This window comes from Faunimonas sp. B44 (assembly GCF_052655945.1).
Map to the genome: position 1 here is coordinate 92,988 of NZ_JBQYEX010000009.1, position 19,026 is coordinate 112,013.

Consider the following 19,026-nt stretch of genomic DNA (forward strand, 5'->3'; position numbering starts at 1 on the left):
CGGGCGAAGCGGGCGGCAAGTCGGCCTTTGGATGCAGGCCGGGGTTCAGTACGTCATCACCGGCTCGAGTGTCTTCGCCTCGTCGATCCAGCCTTGGATGCGCTTCTCCGATGGCAGGAGTTGCACAAGCGGGCGCGTCTTGTTGATCTCGGCCATGCGCAGGGCGAGCTTGGCGGCGTTGCGGTGGCGGAGCGCCTTGACCGTGCCGACGCCGGAGGCCTCCAGGAGTTCGGCATATTCGCGGGCCACCCCCCTCACGCGCATCAGGTCGGCCATGTTCGCCCAGCGGAGGATCTCCGGTTCCGGGATCGAGGTCTTCTCCGCGAGGAGCTTCCGCCCCTTTGGCGTGCAGGCCCGCTCGAGCAGCGCCGAGGTCGAGCGGATGCCGGCCGCTTTCAGTTTCGTGCAGTAGAATGCGCCGACCGCGTCCATCCGCGCGATCGAATAGGACGCCATCAGGCCCTCCCGTCGAGCGGGTCTTCTATGCTGCTGCTCCCGCCGGAGCCAGACAGGAGGCGCCCGGGCCCGCCCCCCTGTACGATGTTGGTTAGCATCGCCTGATCATACGAACTGGCTTAGGCCGGGGATCCCTGCGATCACGTCGTCGACGGCCTCGCGGCCGGCCTTCTCCCGGGCGAACCCGATCGTTTCCTGGGTCACGGCCTGAATGTCGCCGATGCCGAGGCCGAGGCCCTGCAGCTTCGAGAGGACCGCCATCACACCGCCGCCCATCAGCCCGCCGAGGCCACCGAGCGTCGCGGCGTCGCCTTCTTCGGTGTCGACATAGGCGGGTGCGTCGGGAATCCGGGCCATGAGGTCCTTCACCTTGTCGGCCGGACCTTCCTGATGGAGGAAGGTGAAGATCGCGCCGATCGCCTTTCGGGCGGTCGCTTCGTCGAGATCCGTCCGCTGGACGAGGCGCTGCACCAGTTCTTCCATTTCCACCGCTCCTGGATCCGTGACCGGGAACACTGGGCAAGCCCGGCCCAAAAGACAAGGCGACGATCCGTCGATTGCCGACCGGCGGCGCCCTTTCTATAAGAGCCCGCTTGCAGGCTTGGAGGAGATGGTGGCGGAGGCGGACGGGATCCTGATCGGCGCGAGCCGTGGCCCGGACGGCGAGGCGCCGCGGCCGGCCTTCCTCCAGCTGAAGTTCGCCAATCGGCACGGGCTGGTGACGGGGGCGACCGGCACAGGCAAGACGGTCACACTGCAGGTGCTGGCGCAGGCGTTCTCGGATGCCGGCGTGCCGGTCTTCGCGTCGGACGTGAAGGGCGACCTCGCGGGGATTGCGGCGGCCGGGACGCTGAACGACCGCCTGCGGCAGCGCGCCGCCGAGGTCGGTCTCGTCGGCTACGAGGCCGAGCCGGCCCCGACCATCTTCTGGGACGTGTTCGGCGAGATGGGCCATCCCGTCCGCACGACCGTCTCGGAAATGGGACCGCTGCTGCTCGCCCGTCTTCTCGGCCTGAACGAGACCCAGGAGGGCATCCTCAACATCGCCTTCCGGATCGCGGACGAGGACGGCCTCCTCCTGCTCGACCTCAAGGACCTTCAGGCGCTGCTCGCGCACGTCGCCGATCGCGCCGGCGAGCTGACGAAGCTCTACGGGAATGTGAGCAAGGCCTCCGTCGGCGCCATCCAGCGGCAGCTCCTCGTGCTGGAGAACCAGGGCGGCGCGCCCTTCTTCGGCGAGCCGGCGCTCGGGATAGAGGACCTGATGCGCACGACCCGCGACGGCCGGGGCTATGTCAACGTGCTCGCGGCGGAGCGCCTGATGCAGGCGCCGCGCGTCTATGCCACCTTTCTGCTGTGGCTCCTTTCGGAACTCTTCGAGGACCTGCCGGAAGTCGGCGATCCCGACAGGCCGCGGCTCGTCTTCTTCTTCGACGAGGCGCACCTGCTCTTCGACGACGCGCCGAAGGTCCTCGTCGACAAGGTCGAGCAGGTCGTGAAGCTCGTGCGCTCCAAGGGGGTCGGCGTCTATTTCGTGACGCAGAATCCGCTCGACGTGCCGGAGAGCGTGCTCGCCCAGCTCGGCAACAGGATCCAGCACGCGCTGCGGGCCTACACGCCGCGGGAGGTCAGGGCCGTGAAGGTCGCCGCCGAGACTTTCCGGCCGAACCCGGAATTCGACACTTACGAGACGATCACGCAGCTCGGGGTCGGCGAGGCGCTGGTTTCCACGCTCGGCGACAAGGGCGTTCCCTCGGTCGTGGAGCGCACGCTGATCCGGCCGCCCGCGTCGCGCATGGGTCCGCTCAACGCGGCGGAGCGGCGCGGCGCGATCGCCGCAAGCCCGCTGCTCGGGCAGTACGACAAGACGGTGGACCGCGATTCGGCGTACGAGATGCTGGCCCGCGCGGCCGCCAAGGCGGCGGACGAAGCCGCGGCGGGGAGCCCGCCGGCCCGCCGCACCGATACCGGGCTCCGGCTGCCGGTTCCAGGCGACCGTGCCCAGCAGCGCCCGGCACCCCGGGCTTCCCGGAGGGAGAGCGTCGCCGAGGCTGCCGTGAAGTCGGCGGCGCGTTCGGTCGCTTCCTCGCTTGGCCGCGCCATCGTGCGCGGCATCCTCGGCTCATTGAAACGGTAGGACCATGTCGGATCTCAACAATGTGCTCGGCCGCCTCGACGACGGCCTCAACGACAGCCTGGCGCGGCTCTTCGAACTGCTCCGCATCAGGTCGATCTCTGCCGATCCGGCCTACAAGGCTGACTGCCGCACCGCTGCGGACTGGTGCGCCGGCACGCTCAACGGCGCCGGCTTCGAAGCCTCCGTCCGGGACACGATCGGCCATCCGATGGTCGTCGGCCATTATCGCGGCGCGAGCGAGGGCGCGCCGCACGTGCTCTTCTATGGCCATTACGACGTGCAGCCCGTCGATCCGATCGCGCTCTGGGATCGCGATCCGTTCGACCCGGCGGTCGTCGAGGTCGAGGGGGAGAAGCGGATCCTCGCGCGCGGCTCCTCCGACGACAAGGGCCAGCTGATGACGTTCGTCGAGGCCGCGCGGGCCTGGATGGAGGTGACGGGCAAGCTGCCGATCAACGTCACCGTGCTCCTGGAGGGGGAGGAGGAATCCGCCAGCCCCAGTCTGCTCCCGTTCCTGACGGCGAATGCCGACGAGCTGAAGGCGGACGTGGCGCTCGTCTGCGACACCAACATGTGGGACCGCCAGACGCCGGCGATCGCGACGCAGCTGCGCGGCCTCCTCTACGAGGAGGTGTTCGTGCAGGCGGCGAGCCATGACCTGCATTCCGGCTATTACGGCAATGCGGCGCGAAACCCCATCCACGTCCTCATCGACGTCCTGTCGCGGCTCCGGGACGCGGACGGGCGCGTCACGCTGCCGGGCTTCTACGACGGCGTTCCGGAGGTGAGCGCGGAGCAGAAGCGGCAGTGGAGCACGCTCGGCTTCGACGAGCGCGCCTTCCTGGGCGACATCGGCCTCAGCCATGCCGCCGGCGAGAAGGACTATTCCGTGCTCGAACAGGTCTGGGCGCGGCCGAGCCTGGAGGTGAACGGGATCGTCGGCGGCTATACCGGCGACGGCGCCAAGACTGTGATCCCGGCGAAGGCGTCGGCGAAAGTCTCGTTCCGCCTCGTCGGGGACCAGGATCCCGAGAAGATCCAGCAGGCGTTCAGGGCGTTCGTCACCGAGCACGTCCCGGCCGACTGCAAGGTTTCGTTCCAGTCGCACGGCGGCGACCGCGCCGTGACGCTGCCCGGCGACAGCCCCCATGTGGAGAAGGCGAAGAAGGCGCTCTCCCAAGAATGGGGCAAAGAGGCCGTTCTCATCGCCATGGGCGGCTCGATCCCCATCGTCTCTCAGTTCAAGCGCCATCTCGGCATGGATTCCGTCCTCGTCGGATTCAGCCTGGAGGACGACCGCATCCACTCTCCCAACGAGAAGTACAATCTCCGCAGCTTCCACGGCGGGATGCGGTCCTGGGCGCGCATCCTCGACGCGCTCGGCAGCCGCGCCTGATGCGTTCAATCTGCGTGTTCTGCGGCTCCAATTTCGGGGCCGGCGAGGTTTATTCGGATGCGGCCCGGGCGATGGGCGGCAGGATTGCGGCGCGGGGTGTGCGTCTCGTCTATGGCGGCGCCAAGGCCGGGCTGATGGGGGTGGTCGCGGATGCCGCGCTGGAGGGTGGCGGCGAGGTCGTGGGGATCATTCCCCGTGCCCTCGTGGAGCGCGAGATCGCCCATCCCGGGCTGACCGACCTGCGCATCGTTGAATCCATGCACGAGCGGAAAGCGCTGATGGCCGATCTCTCGGACGGCTTCGTCGCGCTGCCGGGCGGGGCGGGGACGATGGAGGAACTGTTCGAGGTCTGGACCTGGGGCCAGCTCGGCTACCACCGGAAGCCGGTCGGCCTGCTCAACGCGGCCGGCTACTTCGACCGGCTGCTCGCCTTCTTCGACCATCAGATGGCGGAGCGCTTCATGCGGCCGGCGCATCGCGACATGATCGTGGCGGACTCCGATCCCGATCGCCTGCTCGACCGTTTCGATGCCTACGTGGCGCCGACCGTCACAAAATGGATCGGCCGAGACGAACGCTGACGCGCCTCAGCTGCGCCGGCCGAACGTGTAGGTCGCGCGCGGATCGGAGCCGTGCGCCGGCCGACCGTACCCGTAGCGGCCGCGAGAGTCGCCCTCGGCCGGCGCCGGGCCGGACTGCGGCGCGTCGCCGTCGTAGCCCAGATGGCGGTTCGAGAAGAGGCGCGGGAACTGCGGCTGGTTCGGCATGAAGCTCTCCAGGGCAAAGGTTGTGCGGCCACAATCTGCAAGGGAGCCGATCAGTTCCCTCCGACGCACGCGCCAAGTGGGAAACGTCTTAACGCGCCGTTTCCGATTCGCCGCCGGGTTGCTGAGAGTTTATGAATGTTGCCGGCTACGGGTCAGAGTGACAGCAGCCCGTCGAGGGTCGACAGCGTCGCCGCAGGGGGGAGATCGACATACTCCTCGGGCGCGCCTGCGCGGTTGATCCAGATCGTTCGAAAGCCGCATGCGGAGGCACCCGCGACATCCCACCGGTTCGACGACTGGAACGAGATCGCTTCGGGATAGACGCGGAAATGCGTCGTGGCGAGCTCGTAGGCGGTCTCGGCGGTCTTGTAGGTCCTGATCTCGTCGGCGGAGAGGACGGCGTCGAACAGGCCGGCGAGGCCGCCGGCGGAGATGGCGTCGGCGAGCATGTCGGCGGTACCGTTCGAGAGGACACCCAGCCGGCAGCCGCGCTTCTTCAGGCCGTCGAGGACGCCCGGCACCTCGGGATAGCAGTCCAGCGACCGATAAGCTTCGAGGAGATCGGCCTTCCGCGCCGGATCGGCAGAAGGGCAGGCGGCGAACGCGACGTCGAGCGCCTGTTCCGTCAGCGTCCAGAAATCCTGGTAGCGGCCCATCAGGGTGCGGACCCAGGAATATTCGAGCTGCTTGGCCCGCCAGACGGCGGAGAGGCGCTCGGCGTCCGGCCCGACCGCTCCCGCATGGCGGCGCACGGCGGAGTGGACGTCGAAGAGCGTCCCGTAGGCATCGAAGACATAGACCGAGATCGCCACGACAATTCCCCCAGCCCACGCGGAACCAGGACCATCACCGATCCCGCGTTTCGTTGAAAGGGCAAAGGCGCCGTTGACCACCCCGGGCGACGCGGCTTTGATCGCAGTTAAAGGGAGGACGGCATGGCGTGGTCGCAGACATGGAGTTTCGTCGATGGCGACTGGCACGAAGGCAACCCGCCGATCGTCGGACCCCGCTCGCATGCGCTCTGGCTGGGTTCGAGCGTCTTCGACGGCGCGCGCGCCTTCGAGGGCGTGACGCCGGACCTCGAACTCCATCTCGCGCGGGTCAACGCATCCGCGCTCGCGCTCGGCCTCCGCCCCACGATGTCCGTCGAAGCGATGCTCGACCTCGCGACGGAGGGGCTGCGCCGGTTCTCGCCGGCAGACGCGGTCTATATCCGCCCGATGTACTGGGCGGAGCAGGGCGGCTACATGTCGGTGCCGGCCGACCCCGATTCCACGCGTTTCTGCCTCTGCCTCTACGAGACCCCCCTGCCGGAGCCGCGCGGGTTTTCGGTGACCGTCTCGCCGTTCCGCAGGCCGAGCTTCGAATGCATGCCGACCGATGCCAAGGCCGGCTGCCTCTACCCCAACAATGGCCGCGCCATCATGGAGGCGAAGGCCCGCGGCTTCGACAATGCGATCGTGCGTGACCTCATCGGGAACGTGGCGGAGACCGGAACCTCGAACGTGTTCATGGCGAAGGAGGGCGTCGTCTTCACGCCGCTGCCGAACGGCTCTTTCCTGAACGGGATCACGCGCCAACGCGTGATCCGGCTGCTGCGCGAGGACGGCGTCGAGGTGCGGGAGGTGACGCTCACGCCCGCCGACCTGATGGGCGCCGACGAGATCTTCTCGTCCGGCAATTACTCGAAGGTGGTGCCGATCACGCAGATCGAGGAGCGCGCGCTGCAGCCGGGGCCGATCGGCGCCCGCGCGCGCGCCCTCTACTGGGAGTGGGCGCATTCCTGAGGCCGCCCGGCGGCAACCGATCGGTTGCGCCCCACGTTACCGGCGAAGGTTCGAGAGGAGGGGATGATGCGCGCTTTGACAGGGCTTGCGGCAGTCGCTCTCGTGCTGGGCACGTCGGCCGCGCACGCGGATTTCCTGGGCGATCTCTTCCGGTACGAGCCGCGCGTCGAACCGCGGGCTGGGGACTGTGCCGCGCTCGCGGCGGCGATCGGGCCGGGCGCGGTCTGGTACGGCCGTTATGCGGGGAAGTATCTGAACACGGCCAACGACCGCCACCGCGCCTATTCCGCCGAGGGCTGCTTCGCCAGCGAGGCGGCGTGCCGCGTCTGGCAGCAGCGGTCGATCACCTACGCGCTCGGGCCGATCGTCGTGACGTCCTGCCGGCCAGGTCTTCCCGGCCGCTACAGGTGAAGCTCAGCCGCCGCTTTCGGCACCGGTACGGGCTTGTGACGTGACGGCATCGGGCAGCGGCGGGACAGCCTTCAGATAGGCCGCGATGGCGGCCCGGTCTTCGGCCGGCAGTCTCGCCATGTTGTCCTGCACGGCCACCATCGAGCCGCCGAATGAATCGAAGTCCGGCTTAAACCCGGTCTCCAGCGAATAGGCGATGTCGCCGGTCGACCAGCGCGCAATGCCGTCGGCATGGGGCGTGATGTTCGGAATCGTGCCGCGGCCCTCCGGGTTGGGCGCGCCTGCGAGCCACTGGTCAAGCCTGGCGCCGCCAAGCGCGTCGCGGGGCGTGTGGCACTCGCCGCAATGCCCCGGCCCTTCAACGAGGTACTGCCCGCGCGCCACCTCGGGACCGGCTCCGGCAAGCGCCACGACCGGCTCGGGATGCATGTTGAGACGCTTCCAAACGCCGACCGCGCGCCGGATGCTGTAGGGGAAGGCGAGGGCGTGGCCGGCAACGGTGCTCCGGACCGCCGGTAGCGTGTCGATGAAGGCCTTCATGTCGAGGACGTCCTCAACCCGCATTCGCGCATAGGAGGGGTAGGGAAACGACGGATAATAGTGCTCGCCGTCCGGCGACACGCCGCGCATGACGGCATTCACGAAGTCGACATCGGACCAGCCGCCGATGCCGGAGTCCGGATCGGGCGAGATGTTCGGTACCCGGAAGGTGCCGAACGGGCTCGTCAGATCGAGCCCCCCGGCAAGCCGCAGCTTCTCGTCGCCTCTCGCGCCTGGCGCCGCGTGGCAGGAGGTGCAGCCGCCAGCGTAGAACATGCGCTCGCCATTGGCGGCGTCGGGCTCGTGTCGCGGCAGGTCCGCGGCCGTGAGTGGATCGGGCGCCGTCAGAAGCCAGCCGGCCGCCGCCGCCGCCAGAACAAGGAGGAGAACGACGGCCGCGGCACGCCTCATGGCGGGCTCAGTTGCTGATCCGGTACTGCTCGTGGCAGTTCCTGCAGTTCTGGGCGACCTGGCCGAACGCAGCCTGGAACTGCTCCTGCGTATAGCCGGCGACGTCCTCAGGCACGGTCGCGAGGGCGGCTTCCGAATCGCTGCGGAACTTCTCCAGCGCCGCTGCGAAGCCCTCCGCGTCCGTCCAGATCTTCGGGTCGGCCTTGGTGTCGCCCAGCTCGCTGCCTTCCGGGAAATAGTCCCCGAAGGCAACCGACACCGAGTGGTTCGTCTGCAGCACGGCGCGGGCCGCAACCGGGTTGAACGCGATCTCCCCCTTCATCATGCCGCCGCCGAGCGCGGAGGCCGCTCCGTTCGCGTCCATCAGGATCTTCCGGGTCGCGATCGGGTCCTCGAGGGCGATGGCCGAGGCCGAGAGCGCAAACGTCGCGGCGGCCGCGGCAAAAAAGACGGTGCGGTTCATGCGAATCCTCCATGTGGGGACCCAGTGGGGCACATCCGGAAGAGGAGTTGAAGGGCCGCAGCTGTTCACGATGAAATGACAACTGGTTGAGGAGCGATGAACACTGTGTTTCCGGTCCATGCACGCGCAGACCGTGATCTTCGCGGCGGATGAGGCGCCGACGCTCTCGTCACTCTTCTCCCCGCCACCCTCATGGCCGCTAAGAGCCGTGAGGGCATCGCCAACCGTTCGGCTGACTTTCCCGCAGTTCCGCATCACCCGCGCCCTGCATGACCGTGTCAGTTGCCCGCGCGAAGCTCCGCCGGCCTGCAAGGTTGATCTCGATCAACGCGCGCGGCTCTGCCGTGGTGCATGGATGAGCCGACACTTGCAGCGGAGGGCCCGCCATGACGATCGATCGTGCCGTGATGATGTTCGCCGGGATCATGATCCTAGGATCGCTGGCGCTCGGCTTCTACGTCTCGCCTTATTGGTACCTGCTGACCGCCTTCGTCGGCGTGAACCTCTTCCAGGCCTCCTTCACGGGGTTCTGCCCGGCTGCGTTCCTGTTCAAGAAGATCGGCTGCAGGACGGGCGTTGCATTCCAGTAGGCGCGCTGGCCGACGGGAGATCCGTCGGCCGTCCTGCGGGAATAAGAAAGGCCACGGGCGTACGACCGGGGCCCCGGATCGAAAACTGGTCGCCGATACTCAGCGCGCCTTCTCGTAAAGCTCGGCCACGTAGTCCCAATTGACCAGGTTGTCGAACCAGGTCTCGAGGTACTTCGGCCGGAGGTTCCGGTAGTCGATGTAGTAGGAGTGCTCCCACACGTCGACGCCGAGCAGCGGCACCCCGCCATGAACGAGCGGGTTCTCGCCGTTCGGCGTGTTCATGACGACGAGCTTCCCGCCCTTCATGGCAAGCCACGCCCAGCCCGAGCCGAACTGCGTCTTGCCGGCGTCGATGAACTTGGTGCGGAACTCGTCGAACGAGCCCAGGTCGGAGTTGATCTGGCTCTCCAGCGCACCCGGCAGGCTGCGGCCGCCGCCGTTCGGCTTCATCCACTTCCAGAAATGGACGTGGTTGTAGAACTGGCCGGCCTGATTGAAGAGCTTCGGGTTCTCCGAATAGCTCTTCTTCACGATGCCCTCGATGTCCATGGACTCGTATTCCGTGCCCTGGATCATCGGCGTCATGGCGTCGAGATAGGCCTTGTGGTGCTTGTCGTGATGGTACTCGAGCGTCTCGGCCGACATGTGCGGCTGGAGCGCGTCGTAAGCGTAGGGGAGCTCGGGGAGCGTGAAGGCCATGTTCGTCTCCTCATGTGAAGCCGCGAATGGAACGTAAGCGGTGCGGCGGCGTTCCCGCGGACCTTTTAGCGGAGTTGCTTCGCCGGGCAACCGTGGATGAGGGGCCGGACGCACTTGCCGGGCGGAAGCGGAGCCCCTAATGCGGGCGCGCCGCCGGCGGGCTGGCGCCGGGAACGAGCAGGGGGAAGAGATGCCGGAAGTCGTCGTCTACGCGGTCGCGGGCCGCAGCGCCGAGCAGAAGAAGGCGCTCATGAAGGACATCACCGACGCTGTCGCGAAGAACTTCTCCGTGCAGCCCGACAACGTGACGGTCTCGATCGTCGAGACGCCCAAGACGGACAAGGCGAAAGGCGGCGTGCCGTTCAGCGAGCGCTGACCGGCCAGCCGTCCAGCCCCGGCGGCCGGTGGCGGACCCGCCGCCGGCGGGTTTGAGACGTCAGGTATTCCCTGTCACCTTCAGCGCGAAGGCCATCTCGATCGCCGTCTCTTTCAGCGCGTCGAACCGGCCCGCCGCACCGGCGTGGCCGGCCTCCATGTTGGTCCGCAGCATGAGCAGGTTGTCGTCGGTTTTCAGCGCCCGAAGGCGCGCGACCCATTTCGCCGGCTCCCAATAGGTGACGCGGGGGTCGGTGAGCCCCGCCATGACCAGGAGCGGCGGATAGGCCTTCGCCTCGACATTGTCGTAGGGCGAATAGGCGAGGATGGCGTGGTAGTCCTCCGCGCTCTCCGCCGGATTGCCCCATTCCGGCCATTCCGGCGGGGTGAGCGGCAGCGTCTCGTCGAGCATGGTGTTGAGCACGTCGACGAAGGGCACGACGGCGATGACGCCGGCGAAGAGATCGCCGGCCATGTTCGCGACGGCTCCCATCAGCATGCCGCCTGCCGAGCCGCCCTGCGCCACGATCCGGCCGCGCGAGGTGATCTTCTCCGCGACGAGATGCTCGGCCGCTGCGATGTAGTCCGTGAAGCTGTTCGCCTTGTGGGCGCGCTTGCCCGACTCGTACCAGGCGTAGCCCTTGTCCTTGCCGCCGCGGATGTGGGCGACGGCATAGATGAAGCCGCGGTCAACCAGCGAGAGGCGGGAAACGGAGAAGGCAGCGGGAATCACGATGCCGTAGGCGCCGTAGCCGTAGAGCAGGCAGGGCGCGCTGCCGTCGAGCGGCGTCTCCTTCCGGTAGAGGAGCGAGATGGGCACGAGTTCGCCGTCGGCGGCCGGCGCAAGAATCCGCCGCGTCACGTAGAGCGACGGATCGTGGCCGGACGGCACCTCCTGCTCCTTCCGGAGCACGCGCTCGCGCGTCTCCATGTGATAGTCGAACACCCGCGCAGGGGTCGCCATCGAGGAATAGGTGAAGCGCAGCCAGTCCGTATCGAACTCGTAGCCGCCCATCAGCCCGAGCGAATAGGCCTGCTCGTCGAACCCGATCGCATGCTCCGCGCCGTCGGAGAGGCGCCGCACGATGATGCGCGGCAGTCCCTCGACGCGTTCCAGCCGGACGAGGTGGCGCGCCAGCACGTCGTGGCCGAGGATGAGCCGGCCCGGCTCGTGCGGCACCAGGTCCGCCCACGAGGCTCGACCGGGGCTCGCGACCGGGGCGGTGACGATCCTGAAATCCTTGGCGTCAAGGTTGGTCAGGATGAACAGCGTGCCGTTCCCCTCGTCGACGCTGTACTCGACGCCGCGCTCCCGCGGCGCGACGAGCACCGGCTCGGCCTCCGGCTCGTCGGCGGGGATCAGCCGCGCCTCGCCGGTCTCGTGGTCGTGCGCATGGATGACGATGAAGCGCCGGGACTGCGTCTTGCCGAGCCCGACGAAGAACCCCGGATCCGCCTCCTCGTAGACGAGGACGTCGTCGGAGGCCGGCGTGCCGAGCCGGTGCCGGTAGACGCGAGACGGCCGATGGTTGGCGTCGAGCCTCACGTAGAACAGGTGGCGCCCGTCGGCCGACCACACGGCCCCTCCGCTCGTGTCGGCGATCTGGTCGGCGAGATCATGCCCGCTGGCAAGGTCGCGCACCGACACGAGGTAGAACTCCGAGCCCGAATCGTCGTGCGCCCAGGCGAGCTTGGTATGGTCGGGCGAATGCGAGACACCGCCGATCCGGAAATAGGCGCGGCCTTCCGCGAGCGCGTTGCCGTCCAGAAGAACCTCCTCCGGGCCGCCCTCGCGCGGCGTGCGCACGAAGAGCTGGTGCTGTCCGCCCTCGACGTAACGCGTGGCATAGGCATAGGGGCCGTCGGGGGCGGGAACCGTCGAATCGTCCTCCTTTATGCGGCCGCGCATCTCCTTGAAGAGCGTCTCCTGCAGGCCCTCCGTGTCGGTCATGCACGCGGCGAAATAGGCATTCTCCGCCGCCAGATAGGCCCGGATCTCCGGATCGAGCGCGGCCGGATTGCGCATCACCTCCTGCCAGTTCTCCGCGCGCAGCCACGAATATTCGTCGGTGCGGACGTGACCGTGGCGGGTGAACGTCACGGGGCGCTTCGCGGCATTCGGCGGGACGAGGGGCTCTGGCATGGCAGCCGAGGTAGGAGGAAACGCGGGGTGGGGCAAGCCGGGCGGGCCCTTCTCGCCCGATCAAGCGAGCCGTGCCGATGCCCAGCTGCGGCCCGATCCCTGGTTCGCAGAAGGGACCGGAATGCCGGGAGCCGAGTTCCTCCCGGAATGTTTCGAATGTTCGGCGGTTGCCGGCCGCGAAAGCGCCGTTTATGTCGGGTCGCCCACGTCCTGCCGACCTTGCATCCGGATGCCCGCCGTATCGTCTGACTGGACCTTTCTCGCCATGCTCGCTCCGTTCGTGGCGGCGCTCCTCGCGCCGGCGGCGAAGCGGGTCTTCGGCGCGTCCGCAGGCTGGGTGCTCGCAATCGCTCCGGCGGCGATGTTCCTGCATTTCGCCAGGCTTCTGCCGGCGGTCAGCGCGGACCAGGTGCTCACCGGCGCGCTCGTCTGGTCGGAGCGCTTCGGCATCGACTTCTCGTTCCGCATCGACGGGTTGAGCCTCCTCTTCGCGCTCCTCATCACCGGCATCGGGACGTTCATCGTCATCTATTCCGGGGCCTACCTGAAAGGGCATCCGCTGCAGGGGCGCTTCTTCGGCTTCATCCTGCTCTTCATGGGCTCGATGCTCGGCCTCGTCCTGGCAGACGGGTTCCTGACGCTCTTCGTGTTCTGGGAGATGACCTCGATCAGCTCCTTCCTGCTGATCGGGTTCGATCACAACCGGATCGCGGCGCGGCGTGCGGCGCTGCAGGCGCTGGTCGTCACCGGCGGCGGCGGGCTGGCGCTCCTGGCGGGCCTCCTCCTGATCATGGCGACGACCGGTATCACCTCGATGTCGGGTGCCCTCGCGGCCGGGGACACGCTCCGCGCCCATCCCTATTACCTTGCCTTCCTGATCCTGGTGCTCGGCGGCGCCTTCACCAAGTCGGCGCAGTTCCCGTTCCATTTCTGGCTGCCGAACGCCATGGAGGCGCCGACGCCGGTCTCCGCGTACCTGCATTCCGCGACCATGGTGAAGGCGGGCGTCTATCTCCTGATGCGGTTTCAGCCGGTGCTCGGCGACACGGCGGCCTGGACGACGATCCTGCCGATCTTCGGCGGGGTCACGCTGATTGCCGGCGCGCTGCTGGCGGTGCGGCAGACCGATCTCAAGATGCTGCTCGCCTACACCACGATGGCCTCGCTCGGCCTCCTGGTCATGCTGACGGGCACGAGCCTCGACGGTGCCATCCTCGGGGCGGCGACCTACCTGCTCGCGCATTCCCTCTTCAAGGGTGCCCTGTTCATGGTCGTCGGCGGGATCGACCACGAAGCGGGCACGCGCGACGTCACGAAACTCGGCGGGCTTGCGCGCGAGATGCCGATCACGCTCGCCGCCGCGCTCGGCGCCGCGATCTCGATGGGCGGCCTGCCGCTCACGATCGGGTTCTTCGGCAAGGAAGCGATGTACGAGGGCCTGCTGCACGGCTCCGGGCTTGCGTTCGCCGCACTGTTCGTCGCTGTCATCGGCAACGGGCTGATGTTCGCCGCCGGTTTCGCCGTCGCGCTGCTGCCCTTCTTCGGGCGGCGCCGCGCGCCGAACGCCCATGTCCACGAGGGGCCGGTCGGGCTCTGGATCGGGCCGCTCGTGCTCGCGCTTGCGGGCATCGCTGCGATCCTCTTCGGCGCCTGGACGGGCCGGAACCTCGTCCTGCCGACGGTCTACGCGGTTGCCGGCATCCGGTCGGAGGCGGCCGTATCGGCCGCCATTCACTTCAATCTCGCGCTCGCGCTCTCGCTCGTGACGGTGGCGATCGGCGTGCTCGTGCTGTGGCGGATCGCCCATGCCCGTGCGGCGATGGCGCGGATCCTTGCGGCCATAGGGTGGGGTCCAGACCGCGGCTTCGACCAATTCATCGCGGGGTTGACCCGGTTCGCCGCGGGCGTCACCCGGAACGTCCAGACCGGGAACCTCGAGACCTACATCTTCGTGACGATGGCTGCGACGGCGCTCGCGCTTCTCGTACCGATGGCGATCTTCGACGAATGGCCCGGCTGGCCGTCGGTGACGATGCCTTCGCTGCCGGAAGCGTCGATGATCGCGCTCGCCGTCGCCGGGGTCGCCGTCGTCCTCGCCACGAAGCGCCGCCTCACCGCCATCGTCTCGCTCGGCGTGCAGGGCTTCGCGGTCGCCGTTCTCTTCATGCTCTACGGCGCGCCCGACCTCTCGTTCACGCAGTTCATGGTCGAGACCCTCTCCGTCGTCATCATCACTCTTGCGATGACCCGCCTGTCGCTGAGCCCGTCCGACCACCGCTCCGCCTTCGAATTCACGAAGGATGCCAGCATCGCGACCGCCTGCGGGATCGGTTTCGGTCTGGCGCTTCTCGCGGTCACGGCCTCGCCCTTCGATGCGCGCCTGTCGGACTTCTTCGCGGAGAACGCGCGGACGATCGCGCACGGCCGCAACATCGTGAACGTCATCATCGTCGACTTCCGCGGGCTCGATACGCTGGGCGAGATCAGCGTGGTCATGATCGCCGGCCTCTCGATCCTGGCGCTCCTCCGCGTCCGCGCCGCCTGGAGCCGCCGCGACGAAGAGGGCCCGGCATGAGGACTATCATCTTCCGGACGATCGCGCCGTTCCTGACCGCGCTGATGATCCTGTTCTCGATCTTCGTGCTGCTGCGCGGACACAACGAGCCGGGCGGCGGCTTCATCGGCGGCCTGATCGCCGCATCCGCACTTTCGATCTACGGCATCGCCTGCGGCGTGAGGGCGGTGCGCCGGGCGCTCGTCTTCTCGCCGATGGCTTTGTCGGCGTTCGGGCTTTTCCTTGGAGCCCTCGCCGGTCTGCCGTCGCTGATCGCCGGCGTGCCCTATCTCACGGGCCTCTGGTGGACGCCGCATGTGGGCGAGACGGAATTGCCGATCGCCACGCCCGTCCTCTTCGACATCGGCGTCTATTTCGTGGTGGTCGGGGCGATCAGCGCCATCGGGCTCACGCTCGAGGAGAGGGAGCGCTGATGGAGGCACCGCTCGCCGTGCTCGTCGGCATCCTGTTCGGCGCGAGCATCTATCTTCTGCTGTCGAACTCCCTCATCCGCATCCTGCTGGGGCTGGTGATCCTTTCGAACGCCGTGAACCTCCTGATCTTCACGGCCGGGCGGATCATCCGCGAGGTGCCGCCGGTGATCGCGATCGACGCGATGGTGCCGGAGAACGTCGTCGCCAATCCGCTGCCGCAGGCACTGATCCTGACCGCCATCGTGATCTCGTTCTCGCTCTTCGCCTTCGTGCTGGTGCTGGTGTTCCGGACCTATCAGGCCGTCGGCTCCGACCGGACGCCGGAGCTCGACGCGGCCGAGCCGCCTGGCGGCCCGATCGCTCCTGAGGGGTACTGACTTGGCCGTAGCTCCGGGAGTGGATATCGCGCGCGCGATGGTGACGGCGGCGACGCCGGCGGCGGACTGGCTGGTCGTTGCGCCGGTCGTCGTCACCATCCTGGCCGGCAGCGTCCTGGTGATGCTCAGGTCGTTCCCGCGCCTGCAGCCGATCATCGCGATCGCTGCCATGGCGACGCTCGTCCTGAGCAATTCGCTCCTTCTGGTGCGGGTCGCGGCGGAGGGGCCGCTGACGATGACGATGGGGCGGTGGCTGCCGCCGTTCGGCATCTCCTTCAGCGCGGACGTTCTGGGCGCAACGCTCGCCTTGACCGCGTCGGTCGTGGCCCTTGCGGTCGCCGTCTACGGCGTGCGGGATGTGCCTTCGGGACTGCGCCGGTTCGGCTTCTACCCGTGCCTCGTCCTGATGATGGCGGGCGTCTCCGGCGCGTTCCTGACCGGCGACGTCTTCAACCTCTATGTCTGGTTCGAGGTCCTGCTCATAGCGTCCTTCGGGCTGATCGTGCTCGGCAACGGCCGCGAACAGCTGGACGGTGCGATCCGCTATGCGATCCTCAATCTCCTCGCGACGACGCTGTTCCTGATCGCGGTCGGCTACCTCTACGGCCTGACCGGCACGCTCAACATGGCCGACATCACCGTCCGGCTGCGCGACATGGGCGGCACCGCCCCGGTCAACACGATTGCCGCGCTGTTCATCCTCGCCTTCGCCATGAAGGCGGCGGCCTTCCCCGTGAACTTCTGGCTGCCTGCGTCCTATCACACGCCGATGATCTCGGTCGCCGCCCTCTTCGCGGGCCTCCTGACCAAGGTCGGGGTCTACGCACTGCTGCGCGTCATCGTGATGCTGATGCCCGAGCAGCGGGCGATCTACGCCGACCTGCTCGCAATCGTGGCGATCGCGACGATGCTGATCGCCGGCCTCGGCGCAGTCGCGCAGTCCGACCTCAGGCGGATGCTCGGCTATTTCGTGATCACCGGCATCGGCGCCATGATTGCAGGCCTTGCCCTCGGAACGCAGCTCGCGCTGGCCGGCGCGACCTTCTACGCCGTCCATTCGATGATCGTGAGCGCCGCGCTCTATCTCGGCGTCGGGCTCGCCGGACGGGTCGGGCACTCGTTCGACAGCCGTGCGCTCGGCGGCATCTATGCGCGTGCGCCGTGGCTGTCCGCGGTCTTCCTCGTCCTGGTCTTCGCGATCGCGGGCCTTCCGCCCTTTTCCGGGTTCTGGCCGAAGGTCCTCATCACCGAGGCTGCGCTGGAGCAGGGCAGGTGGCTTCTGGCGGGATCCATCCTTCTGTCCGGGTTTCTGACGACGATTGCGGGCGGACGCGCCTTCGCGCTGGCCTTCTGGCGCGGCGGGCCGTTCGGGACACCGGACGGCACCTCGGACGATGCCGGGCTTGCGAGGCTACCTGCCGGCGAGACCGCCTGGCTCCTTGCGCCGATGGCGTTCCTCGCCGCGCTCGCCGTGCTGATCGGGCTCTGGCCCGATACCCTCATGACGCTCGCCGACGCCTCCGCGATGGCGCTGCTCGATCCGTCGGCGTATGTCAGGTCGGTCTTCGGGGGATCACCATGAGCGTCCTCTTTCCGGTCAACCTGCTGCTTGCTTTCGTATGGGCGGCGGTGACCGCCGACTTCAGCCTCGCCAACCTCGTGCTGGGCTTCGTGCTGGCGGCCCTGGGCCTCTGGCTGATCCGCGACCAGGTCGGAACCCGGGTCTATTTCGGGAGGACCCGGCGCGTGATAGGCCTGCTTTTCGTGTTCCTCTACGAACTGGTGAAATCCGCGCTGCGGGTGGCTTGGCTGGTGGTGCAGCCGCGCATGCCGCTCCGTCCGGGCATCATCGCCTATCCCCTGCGCGTCGACCGCGACTTCGAGATTACGCTCCTTGCCAACCTGATCACGCTCACCCCGGGCACGCTGTCGGTCGATGTGTCGGCCGACCGGCGCTACCTCTTCATCCACGCCGTGGACGTGCCCGATCCGGAGGCGTTGAAGCGCGATATCGCGCACAGCTTCGAGCGGCGGATCATGGAGGCCTTGCGGTGACGGCTGCCGACTTCCTCGATCTCTGCGTCGATTTCGCGCTGGTGCTGATCGCAATCTCCTATGCGCTGCTGGTGGTGCGCCTGGTGATCGGCCCGAGCCTCGCCGACCGCATTCTCGCCCTCGACCTCGTAACGACGCTCGGCGTCGGCTTCATCGGCGTCATCGGCGTGAAGACCGGCTTTTACCTCTATGTCGACGTGGCCATAGCCGTCGGCCTCGTCGGGTTCCTGGCTACCGTGGCGCTCGCACGCTTCTATTCAGTCCGCCGCGAGGGGGACGACGAGCAGACCGGACTGGAGGAGACGCGATGATGGAGGCCGTCTTCTCGGTCGTCGCCGGGCTGCTGATCGTGATCGGCGCCGGATTCGCGCTCGTCGGTGCCGTCGGGATCGTCCGTTTCCCGGATCTCTACACGCGCATGCATGCGGCGAGTAAGGCCGGCACGATCGGCTCCGGCATCATCCTCATCGCGCTTGCAGTGGATGCCATGCAGTTCGGCGTCGCGACGCGGGCGCTGGCAGGCGTCGTCTTCCTCCTCCTGACCGCCCCGGTTGCGGCCCATCTCCTCGCCCGGGCCGCCGTTTCGGCCGGCCTGCGGCCTTGGCGCGGGACCACCCTTGACGAGCGGACGGCGCAGCAGGCCGCTCGCCTCAGGGACTGAGTTCGGCGCGCGCTTTCGTCGCAATGCAAGTCAACGATAATGTATGGAAGCTCCCCCGCGGGAAGAGATACCCCTTCGTTCATGGGGTCGCCAAAGCGTGTTCCGCTACGTCATGTCCAAGTTTGGCCGACATCTTTGGGTATTCGGGGCGTTGACTGCTGGTGATGCCGAACTGCACGAAATCGCCGGGAGAAGACTTGGCTTCCCCGCAGACGGAGATCGGAATGACGGAAAGCGTTGATCAGGACGAGCTGATCGCACTGACGGCTGACATCGTGGCCGCGTATGTGAGCAACAATGACATCGCCGCGACGGACCTGTCGAATCTGATCGGCAACGTGCACCAGGCCCTGCTGCAGAGCGCGTCCGGGACCGCGGAGCCCGAGGCCGAACCCCTGAAGCCGGCCGTGCCGGTGAAGAAGTCCGTGCATCCCGACTACATCATCTGCCTGGAGGACGGCCGGCAGTTCAAGTCGCTGAGGCGGCACCTCCGCAGCCGGTACAACCTCACGCCCGAGCAGTATCGCGAGAAGTGGGGCCTGCCGGCCGACTACCCGATGGTGGCGCCGAATTATGCGGAGACGCGGTCGAAGCTCGCGAAGGAGATGCGCCTCGGCCACAAGCGGACGCAAGCGGAGTGAAAGGCCGCCCGTCGCCCCGGAGCGCCGAGGCGGCGGGCGGACAGCCGGAGTCTCTCACCAAACTCAGGGGAGTCCATGCCACGTGGAGTGCCCGGCCTGAGCCGCGAATGCGATCCGGCGCGGATGGCG

23 protein-coding genes are annotated in these 19,026 nt (G+C 67.7%); 15 read left to right on the plus strand and 8 right to left on the minus strand.

What is annotated here, in order from left to right; genetic code table 11:
- Positions 1–45: 45 nt before the first annotated feature.
- Positions 46–456: a DUF4332 domain-containing protein gene (locus ACUN0C_RS15405; RefSeq protein WP_445467276.1), complete on the minus strand. Its 411-nt coding sequence runs from the start codon at positions 454–456 to the stop codon at positions 46–48.
- Positions 457–561: 105 nt separating this feature from the next.
- Complete coding sequence (locus ACUN0C_RS15410; protein WP_445467277.1) at positions 562–939, minus strand: DUF2267 domain-containing protein; 378 nt, start codon at positions 937–939, stop codon at positions 562–564.
- Positions 940–1,066: 127 nt separating this feature from the next.
- Between ACUN0C_RS15410 and ACUN0C_RS15415 the strand changes: the two genes are divergently transcribed.
- From ACUN0C_RS15415 to ACUN0C_RS15425, 3 genes are read left to right on the plus strand one after another with little or no spacing between them, the layout of a single operon-like run.
- Positions 1,067–2,593 carry a helicase HerA-like domain-containing protein gene (locus ACUN0C_RS15415; RefSeq protein ID WP_445467299.1) on the plus strand — a complete coding sequence of 509 codons (1,527 nt, stop codon included), beginning with the start codon at positions 1,067–1,069 and terminating at the stop codon, positions 2,591–2,593.
- A 4-nt stretch (positions 2,594–2,597) separates the two neighbouring features.
- The gene (locus ACUN0C_RS15420) at positions 2,598–3,989 is read left to right on the plus strand and encodes a dipeptidase (protein WP_445467278.1); all 1,392 of its coding nucleotides are present in this window, start codon (positions 2,598–2,600) and stop codon (positions 3,987–3,989) included.
- Positions 3,989–4,570, plus strand: coding sequence for an LOG family protein (locus tag ACUN0C_RS15425; RefSeq protein WP_445467279.1), 582 nt, complete (start codon positions 3,989–3,991; stop codon positions 4,568–4,570). Before ACUN0C_RS15420 ends, ACUN0C_RS15425 begins: the two co-directional genes overlap by 1 nt.
- A 6-nt stretch (positions 4,571–4,576) precedes the next feature.
- Here ACUN0C_RS15425 and ACUN0C_RS15430 read toward each other — a convergent pair whose 3' ends face one another.
- Both ACUN0C_RS15430 and ACUN0C_RS15435 read right to left on the minus strand, forming a co-directional pair.
- The gene (locus ACUN0C_RS15430) at positions 4,577–4,756 is read right to left on the minus strand and encodes a hypothetical protein (RefSeq protein WP_445467280.1); all 180 of its coding nucleotides are present in this window, start codon (positions 4,754–4,756) and stop codon (positions 4,577–4,579) included.
- Between the two features lie 152 nt (positions 4,757–4,908).
- Entirely contained in the window at positions 4,909–5,568 is a 660-nt protein-coding gene (locus ACUN0C_RS15435; protein ID WP_445467281.1) for a haloacid dehalogenase type II, read from the minus strand.
- A gap of 123 nt (positions 5,569–5,691) precedes the next feature.
- Between ACUN0C_RS15435 and ACUN0C_RS15440 the strand changes: the two genes are divergently transcribed.
- Both ACUN0C_RS15440 and ACUN0C_RS15445 read left to right on the plus strand, forming a co-directional pair.
- On the plus strand, positions 5,692–6,543 hold the full coding sequence (locus ACUN0C_RS15440; RefSeq protein WP_445467282.1) for a branched-chain amino acid aminotransferase: 852 nt from the start codon (positions 5,692–5,694) through the stop codon (positions 6,541–6,543).
- Between the two features lie 66 nt (positions 6,544–6,609).
- Positions 6,610–6,954: a hypothetical protein gene (locus ACUN0C_RS15445; protein WP_445467283.1), complete on the plus strand. Its 345-nt coding sequence runs from the start codon at positions 6,610–6,612 to the stop codon at positions 6,952–6,954.
- Positions 6,955–6,957: 3 nt separating this feature from the next.
- Here ACUN0C_RS15445 and ACUN0C_RS15450 read toward each other — a convergent pair whose 3' ends face one another.
- Positions 6,958–7,905 (minus strand): c-type cytochrome, encoded by a 948-nt coding sequence (locus ACUN0C_RS15450; protein ID WP_445467284.1) that lies wholly within the window; start codon positions 7,903–7,905, stop codon positions 6,958–6,960.
- 7 nt (positions 7,906–7,912) lie between these two features.
- The gene (locus tag ACUN0C_RS15455) at positions 7,913–8,368 is read right to left on the minus strand and encodes a c-type cytochrome (RefSeq protein WP_445467285.1); all 456 of its coding nucleotides are present in this window, start codon (positions 8,366–8,368) and stop codon (positions 7,913–7,915) included.
- A 386-nt stretch (positions 8,369–8,754) separates the two neighbouring features.
- On the opposite strand from ACUN0C_RS15455, the gene ACUN0C_RS15460 reads away from it, so the two are divergent.
- On the plus strand, positions 8,755–8,958 hold the full coding sequence (locus ACUN0C_RS15460; protein ID WP_445467286.1) for a YgaP family membrane protein: 204 nt from the start codon (positions 8,755–8,757) through the stop codon (positions 8,956–8,958).
- Positions 8,959–9,057: 99 nt separating this feature from the next.
- Here ACUN0C_RS15460 and ACUN0C_RS15465 read toward each other — a convergent pair whose 3' ends face one another.
- Entirely contained in the window at positions 9,058–9,657 is a 600-nt protein-coding gene (locus tag ACUN0C_RS15465) for a superoxide dismutase (protein ID WP_445467287.1), read from the minus strand.
- Positions 9,658–9,796: 139 nt separating this feature from the next.
- On the opposite strand from ACUN0C_RS15465, the gene ACUN0C_RS15470 reads away from it, so the two are divergent.
- The gene (locus tag ACUN0C_RS15470; RefSeq protein WP_445467288.1) at positions 9,797–10,033 is read left to right on the plus strand and encodes a tautomerase family protein; all 237 of its coding nucleotides are present in this window, start codon (positions 9,797–9,799) and stop codon (positions 10,031–10,033) included.
- Positions 10,034–10,093: 60 nt separating this feature from the next.
- Here the strand turns inward: ACUN0C_RS15470 and ACUN0C_RS15475 are convergent, their stop codons facing one another.
- The gene (locus ACUN0C_RS15475) at positions 10,094–12,175 is read right to left on the minus strand and encodes a S9 family peptidase (RefSeq protein ID WP_445467289.1); all 2,082 of its coding nucleotides are present in this window, start codon (positions 12,173–12,175) and stop codon (positions 10,094–10,096) included.
- Positions 12,176–12,404: 229 nt separating this feature from the next.
- On the opposite strand from ACUN0C_RS15475, the gene ACUN0C_RS15480 reads away from it, so the two are divergent.
- The 8 genes from ACUN0C_RS15480 (at position 12,405) to ACUN0C_RS15515 (ending at position 18,897) form a co-directional block, all read left to right on the plus strand.
- Positions 12,405–14,750 (plus strand): putative monovalent cation/H+ antiporter subunit A, encoded by a 2,346-nt coding sequence (locus tag ACUN0C_RS15480; protein ID WP_445467290.1) that lies wholly within the window; start codon positions 12,405–12,407, stop codon positions 14,748–14,750.
- Entirely contained in the window at positions 14,747–15,163 is a 417-nt protein-coding gene (locus ACUN0C_RS15485) for a Na+/H+ antiporter subunit B (protein ID WP_445467291.1), read from the plus strand. The genes ACUN0C_RS15480 and ACUN0C_RS15485 overlap by 4 nt, the downstream gene beginning before the upstream one ends.
- On the plus strand, positions 15,163–15,540 hold the full coding sequence (locus ACUN0C_RS15490; protein WP_445467292.1) for a Na+/H+ antiporter subunit C: 378 nt from the start codon (positions 15,163–15,165) through the stop codon (positions 15,538–15,540). Before ACUN0C_RS15485 ends, ACUN0C_RS15490 begins: the two co-directional genes overlap by 1 nt.
- A gap of 37 nt (positions 15,541–15,577) precedes the next feature.
- On the plus strand, positions 15,578–17,122 hold the full coding sequence (locus tag ACUN0C_RS15495) for a Na+/H+ antiporter subunit D (protein ID WP_445467300.1): 1,545 nt from the start codon (positions 15,578–15,580) through the stop codon (positions 17,120–17,122).
- Complete coding sequence (locus ACUN0C_RS15500) at positions 17,119–17,595, plus strand: Na+/H+ antiporter subunit E (RefSeq protein WP_445467293.1); 477 nt, start codon at positions 17,119–17,121, stop codon at positions 17,593–17,595. The genes ACUN0C_RS15495 and ACUN0C_RS15500 overlap by 4 nt, the downstream gene beginning before the upstream one ends.
- Positions 17,592–17,906 (plus strand): monovalent cation/H+ antiporter complex subunit F, encoded by a 315-nt coding sequence (locus ACUN0C_RS15505; protein ID WP_445467294.1) that lies wholly within the window; start codon positions 17,592–17,594, stop codon positions 17,904–17,906. The genes ACUN0C_RS15500 and ACUN0C_RS15505 overlap by 4 nt, the downstream gene beginning before the upstream one ends.
- Positions 17,903–18,256 (plus strand): monovalent cation/H(+) antiporter subunit G, encoded by a 354-nt coding sequence (mnhG, locus tag ACUN0C_RS15510; protein WP_445467295.1) that lies wholly within the window; start codon positions 17,903–17,905, stop codon positions 18,254–18,256. The genes ACUN0C_RS15505 and mnhG overlap by 4 nt, the downstream gene beginning before the upstream one ends.
- A gap of 224 nt (positions 18,257–18,480) precedes the next feature.
- Positions 18,481–18,897 (plus strand): MucR family transcriptional regulator, encoded by a 417-nt coding sequence (locus ACUN0C_RS15515; RefSeq protein ID WP_445467296.1) that lies wholly within the window; start codon positions 18,481–18,483, stop codon positions 18,895–18,897.
- Positions 18,898–19,026 lie beyond the last annotated feature (129 nt).

What these genes read in the sequence shown, in the direction of transcription:
- ACUN0C_RS15405 (WP_445467276.1), bottom strand. Translation starts at nt 456, where the DNA reads ATGGCGTCCTATTCGATCGCGCGGATGGACGCGGTCGGCGCATTCTAC.
- ACUN0C_RS15410 (WP_445467277.1), bottom strand. Translation starts at nt 939, where the DNA reads ATGGAAGAACTGGTGCAGCGCCTCGTCCAGCGGACGGATCTCGACGAA.
- ACUN0C_RS15415 (WP_445467299.1), top strand. Translation starts at nt 1,067, where the DNA reads ATGGTGGCGGAGGCGGACGGGATCCTGATCGGCGCGAGCCGTGGCCCG.
- ACUN0C_RS15420 (WP_445467278.1), top strand. Translation starts at nt 2,598, where the DNA reads ATGTCGGATCTCAACAATGTGCTCGGCCGCCTCGACGACGGCCTCAAC.
- ACUN0C_RS15425 (WP_445467279.1), top strand. Translation starts at nt 3,989, where the DNA reads ATGCGTTCAATCTGCGTGTTCTGCGGCTCCAATTTCGGGGCCGGCGAG.
- ACUN0C_RS15430 (WP_445467280.1), bottom strand. Translation starts at nt 4,756, where the DNA reads ATGCCGAACCAGCCGCAGTTCCCGCGCCTCTTCTCGAACCGCCATCTG.
- ACUN0C_RS15440 (WP_445467282.1), top strand. Translation starts at nt 5,692, where the DNA reads ATGGCGTGGTCGCAGACATGGAGTTTCGTCGATGGCGACTGGCACGAA.
- ACUN0C_RS15445 (WP_445467283.1), top strand. Translation starts at nt 6,610, where the DNA reads ATGCGCGCTTTGACAGGGCTTGCGGCAGTCGCTCTCGTGCTGGGCACG.
- ACUN0C_RS15450 (WP_445467284.1), bottom strand. Translation starts at nt 7,905, where the DNA reads ATGAGGCGTGCCGCGGCCGTCGTTCTCCTCCTTGTTCTGGCGGCGGCG.
- ACUN0C_RS15455 (WP_445467285.1), bottom strand. Translation starts at nt 8,368, where the DNA reads ATGAACCGCACCGTCTTTTTTGCCGCGGCCGCCGCGACGTTTGCGCTC.
- ACUN0C_RS15460 (WP_445467286.1), top strand. Translation starts at nt 8,755, where the DNA reads ATGACGATCGATCGTGCCGTGATGATGTTCGCCGGGATCATGATCCTA.
- ACUN0C_RS15465 (WP_445467287.1), bottom strand. Translation starts at nt 9,657, where the DNA reads ATGGCCTTCACGCTCCCCGAGCTCCCCTACGCTTACGACGCGCTCCAG.
- ACUN0C_RS15470 (WP_445467288.1), top strand. Translation starts at nt 9,797, where the DNA reads ATGCGGGCGCGCCGCCGGCGGGCTGGCGCCGGGAACGAGCAGGGGGAA.
- ACUN0C_RS15475 (WP_445467289.1), bottom strand. Translation starts at nt 12,175, where the DNA reads ATGCCAGAGCCCCTCGTCCCGCCGAATGCCGCGAAGCGCCCCGTGACG.
- ACUN0C_RS15480 (WP_445467290.1), top strand. Translation starts at nt 12,405, where the DNA reads ATGCCCGCCGTATCGTCTGACTGGACCTTTCTCGCCATGCTCGCTCCG.
- ACUN0C_RS15485 (WP_445467291.1), top strand. Translation starts at nt 14,747, where the DNA reads ATGAGGACTATCATCTTCCGGACGATCGCGCCGTTCCTGACCGCGCTG.
- ACUN0C_RS15490 (WP_445467292.1), top strand. Translation starts at nt 15,163, where the DNA reads ATGGAGGCACCGCTCGCCGTGCTCGTCGGCATCCTGTTCGGCGCGAGC.
- ACUN0C_RS15495 (WP_445467300.1), top strand. Translation starts at nt 15,578, where the DNA reads ATGGTGACGGCGGCGACGCCGGCGGCGGACTGGCTGGTCGTTGCGCCG.
- ACUN0C_RS15500 (WP_445467293.1), top strand. Translation starts at nt 17,119, where the DNA reads ATGAGCGTCCTCTTTCCGGTCAACCTGCTGCTTGCTTTCGTATGGGCG.
- mnhG (WP_445467295.1), top strand. Translation starts at nt 17,903, where the DNA reads ATGATGGAGGCCGTCTTCTCGGTCGTCGCCGGGCTGCTGATCGTGATC.
- ACUN0C_RS15515 (WP_445467296.1), top strand. Translation starts at nt 18,481, where the DNA reads ATGACGGAAAGCGTTGATCAGGACGAGCTGATCGCACTGACGGCTGAC.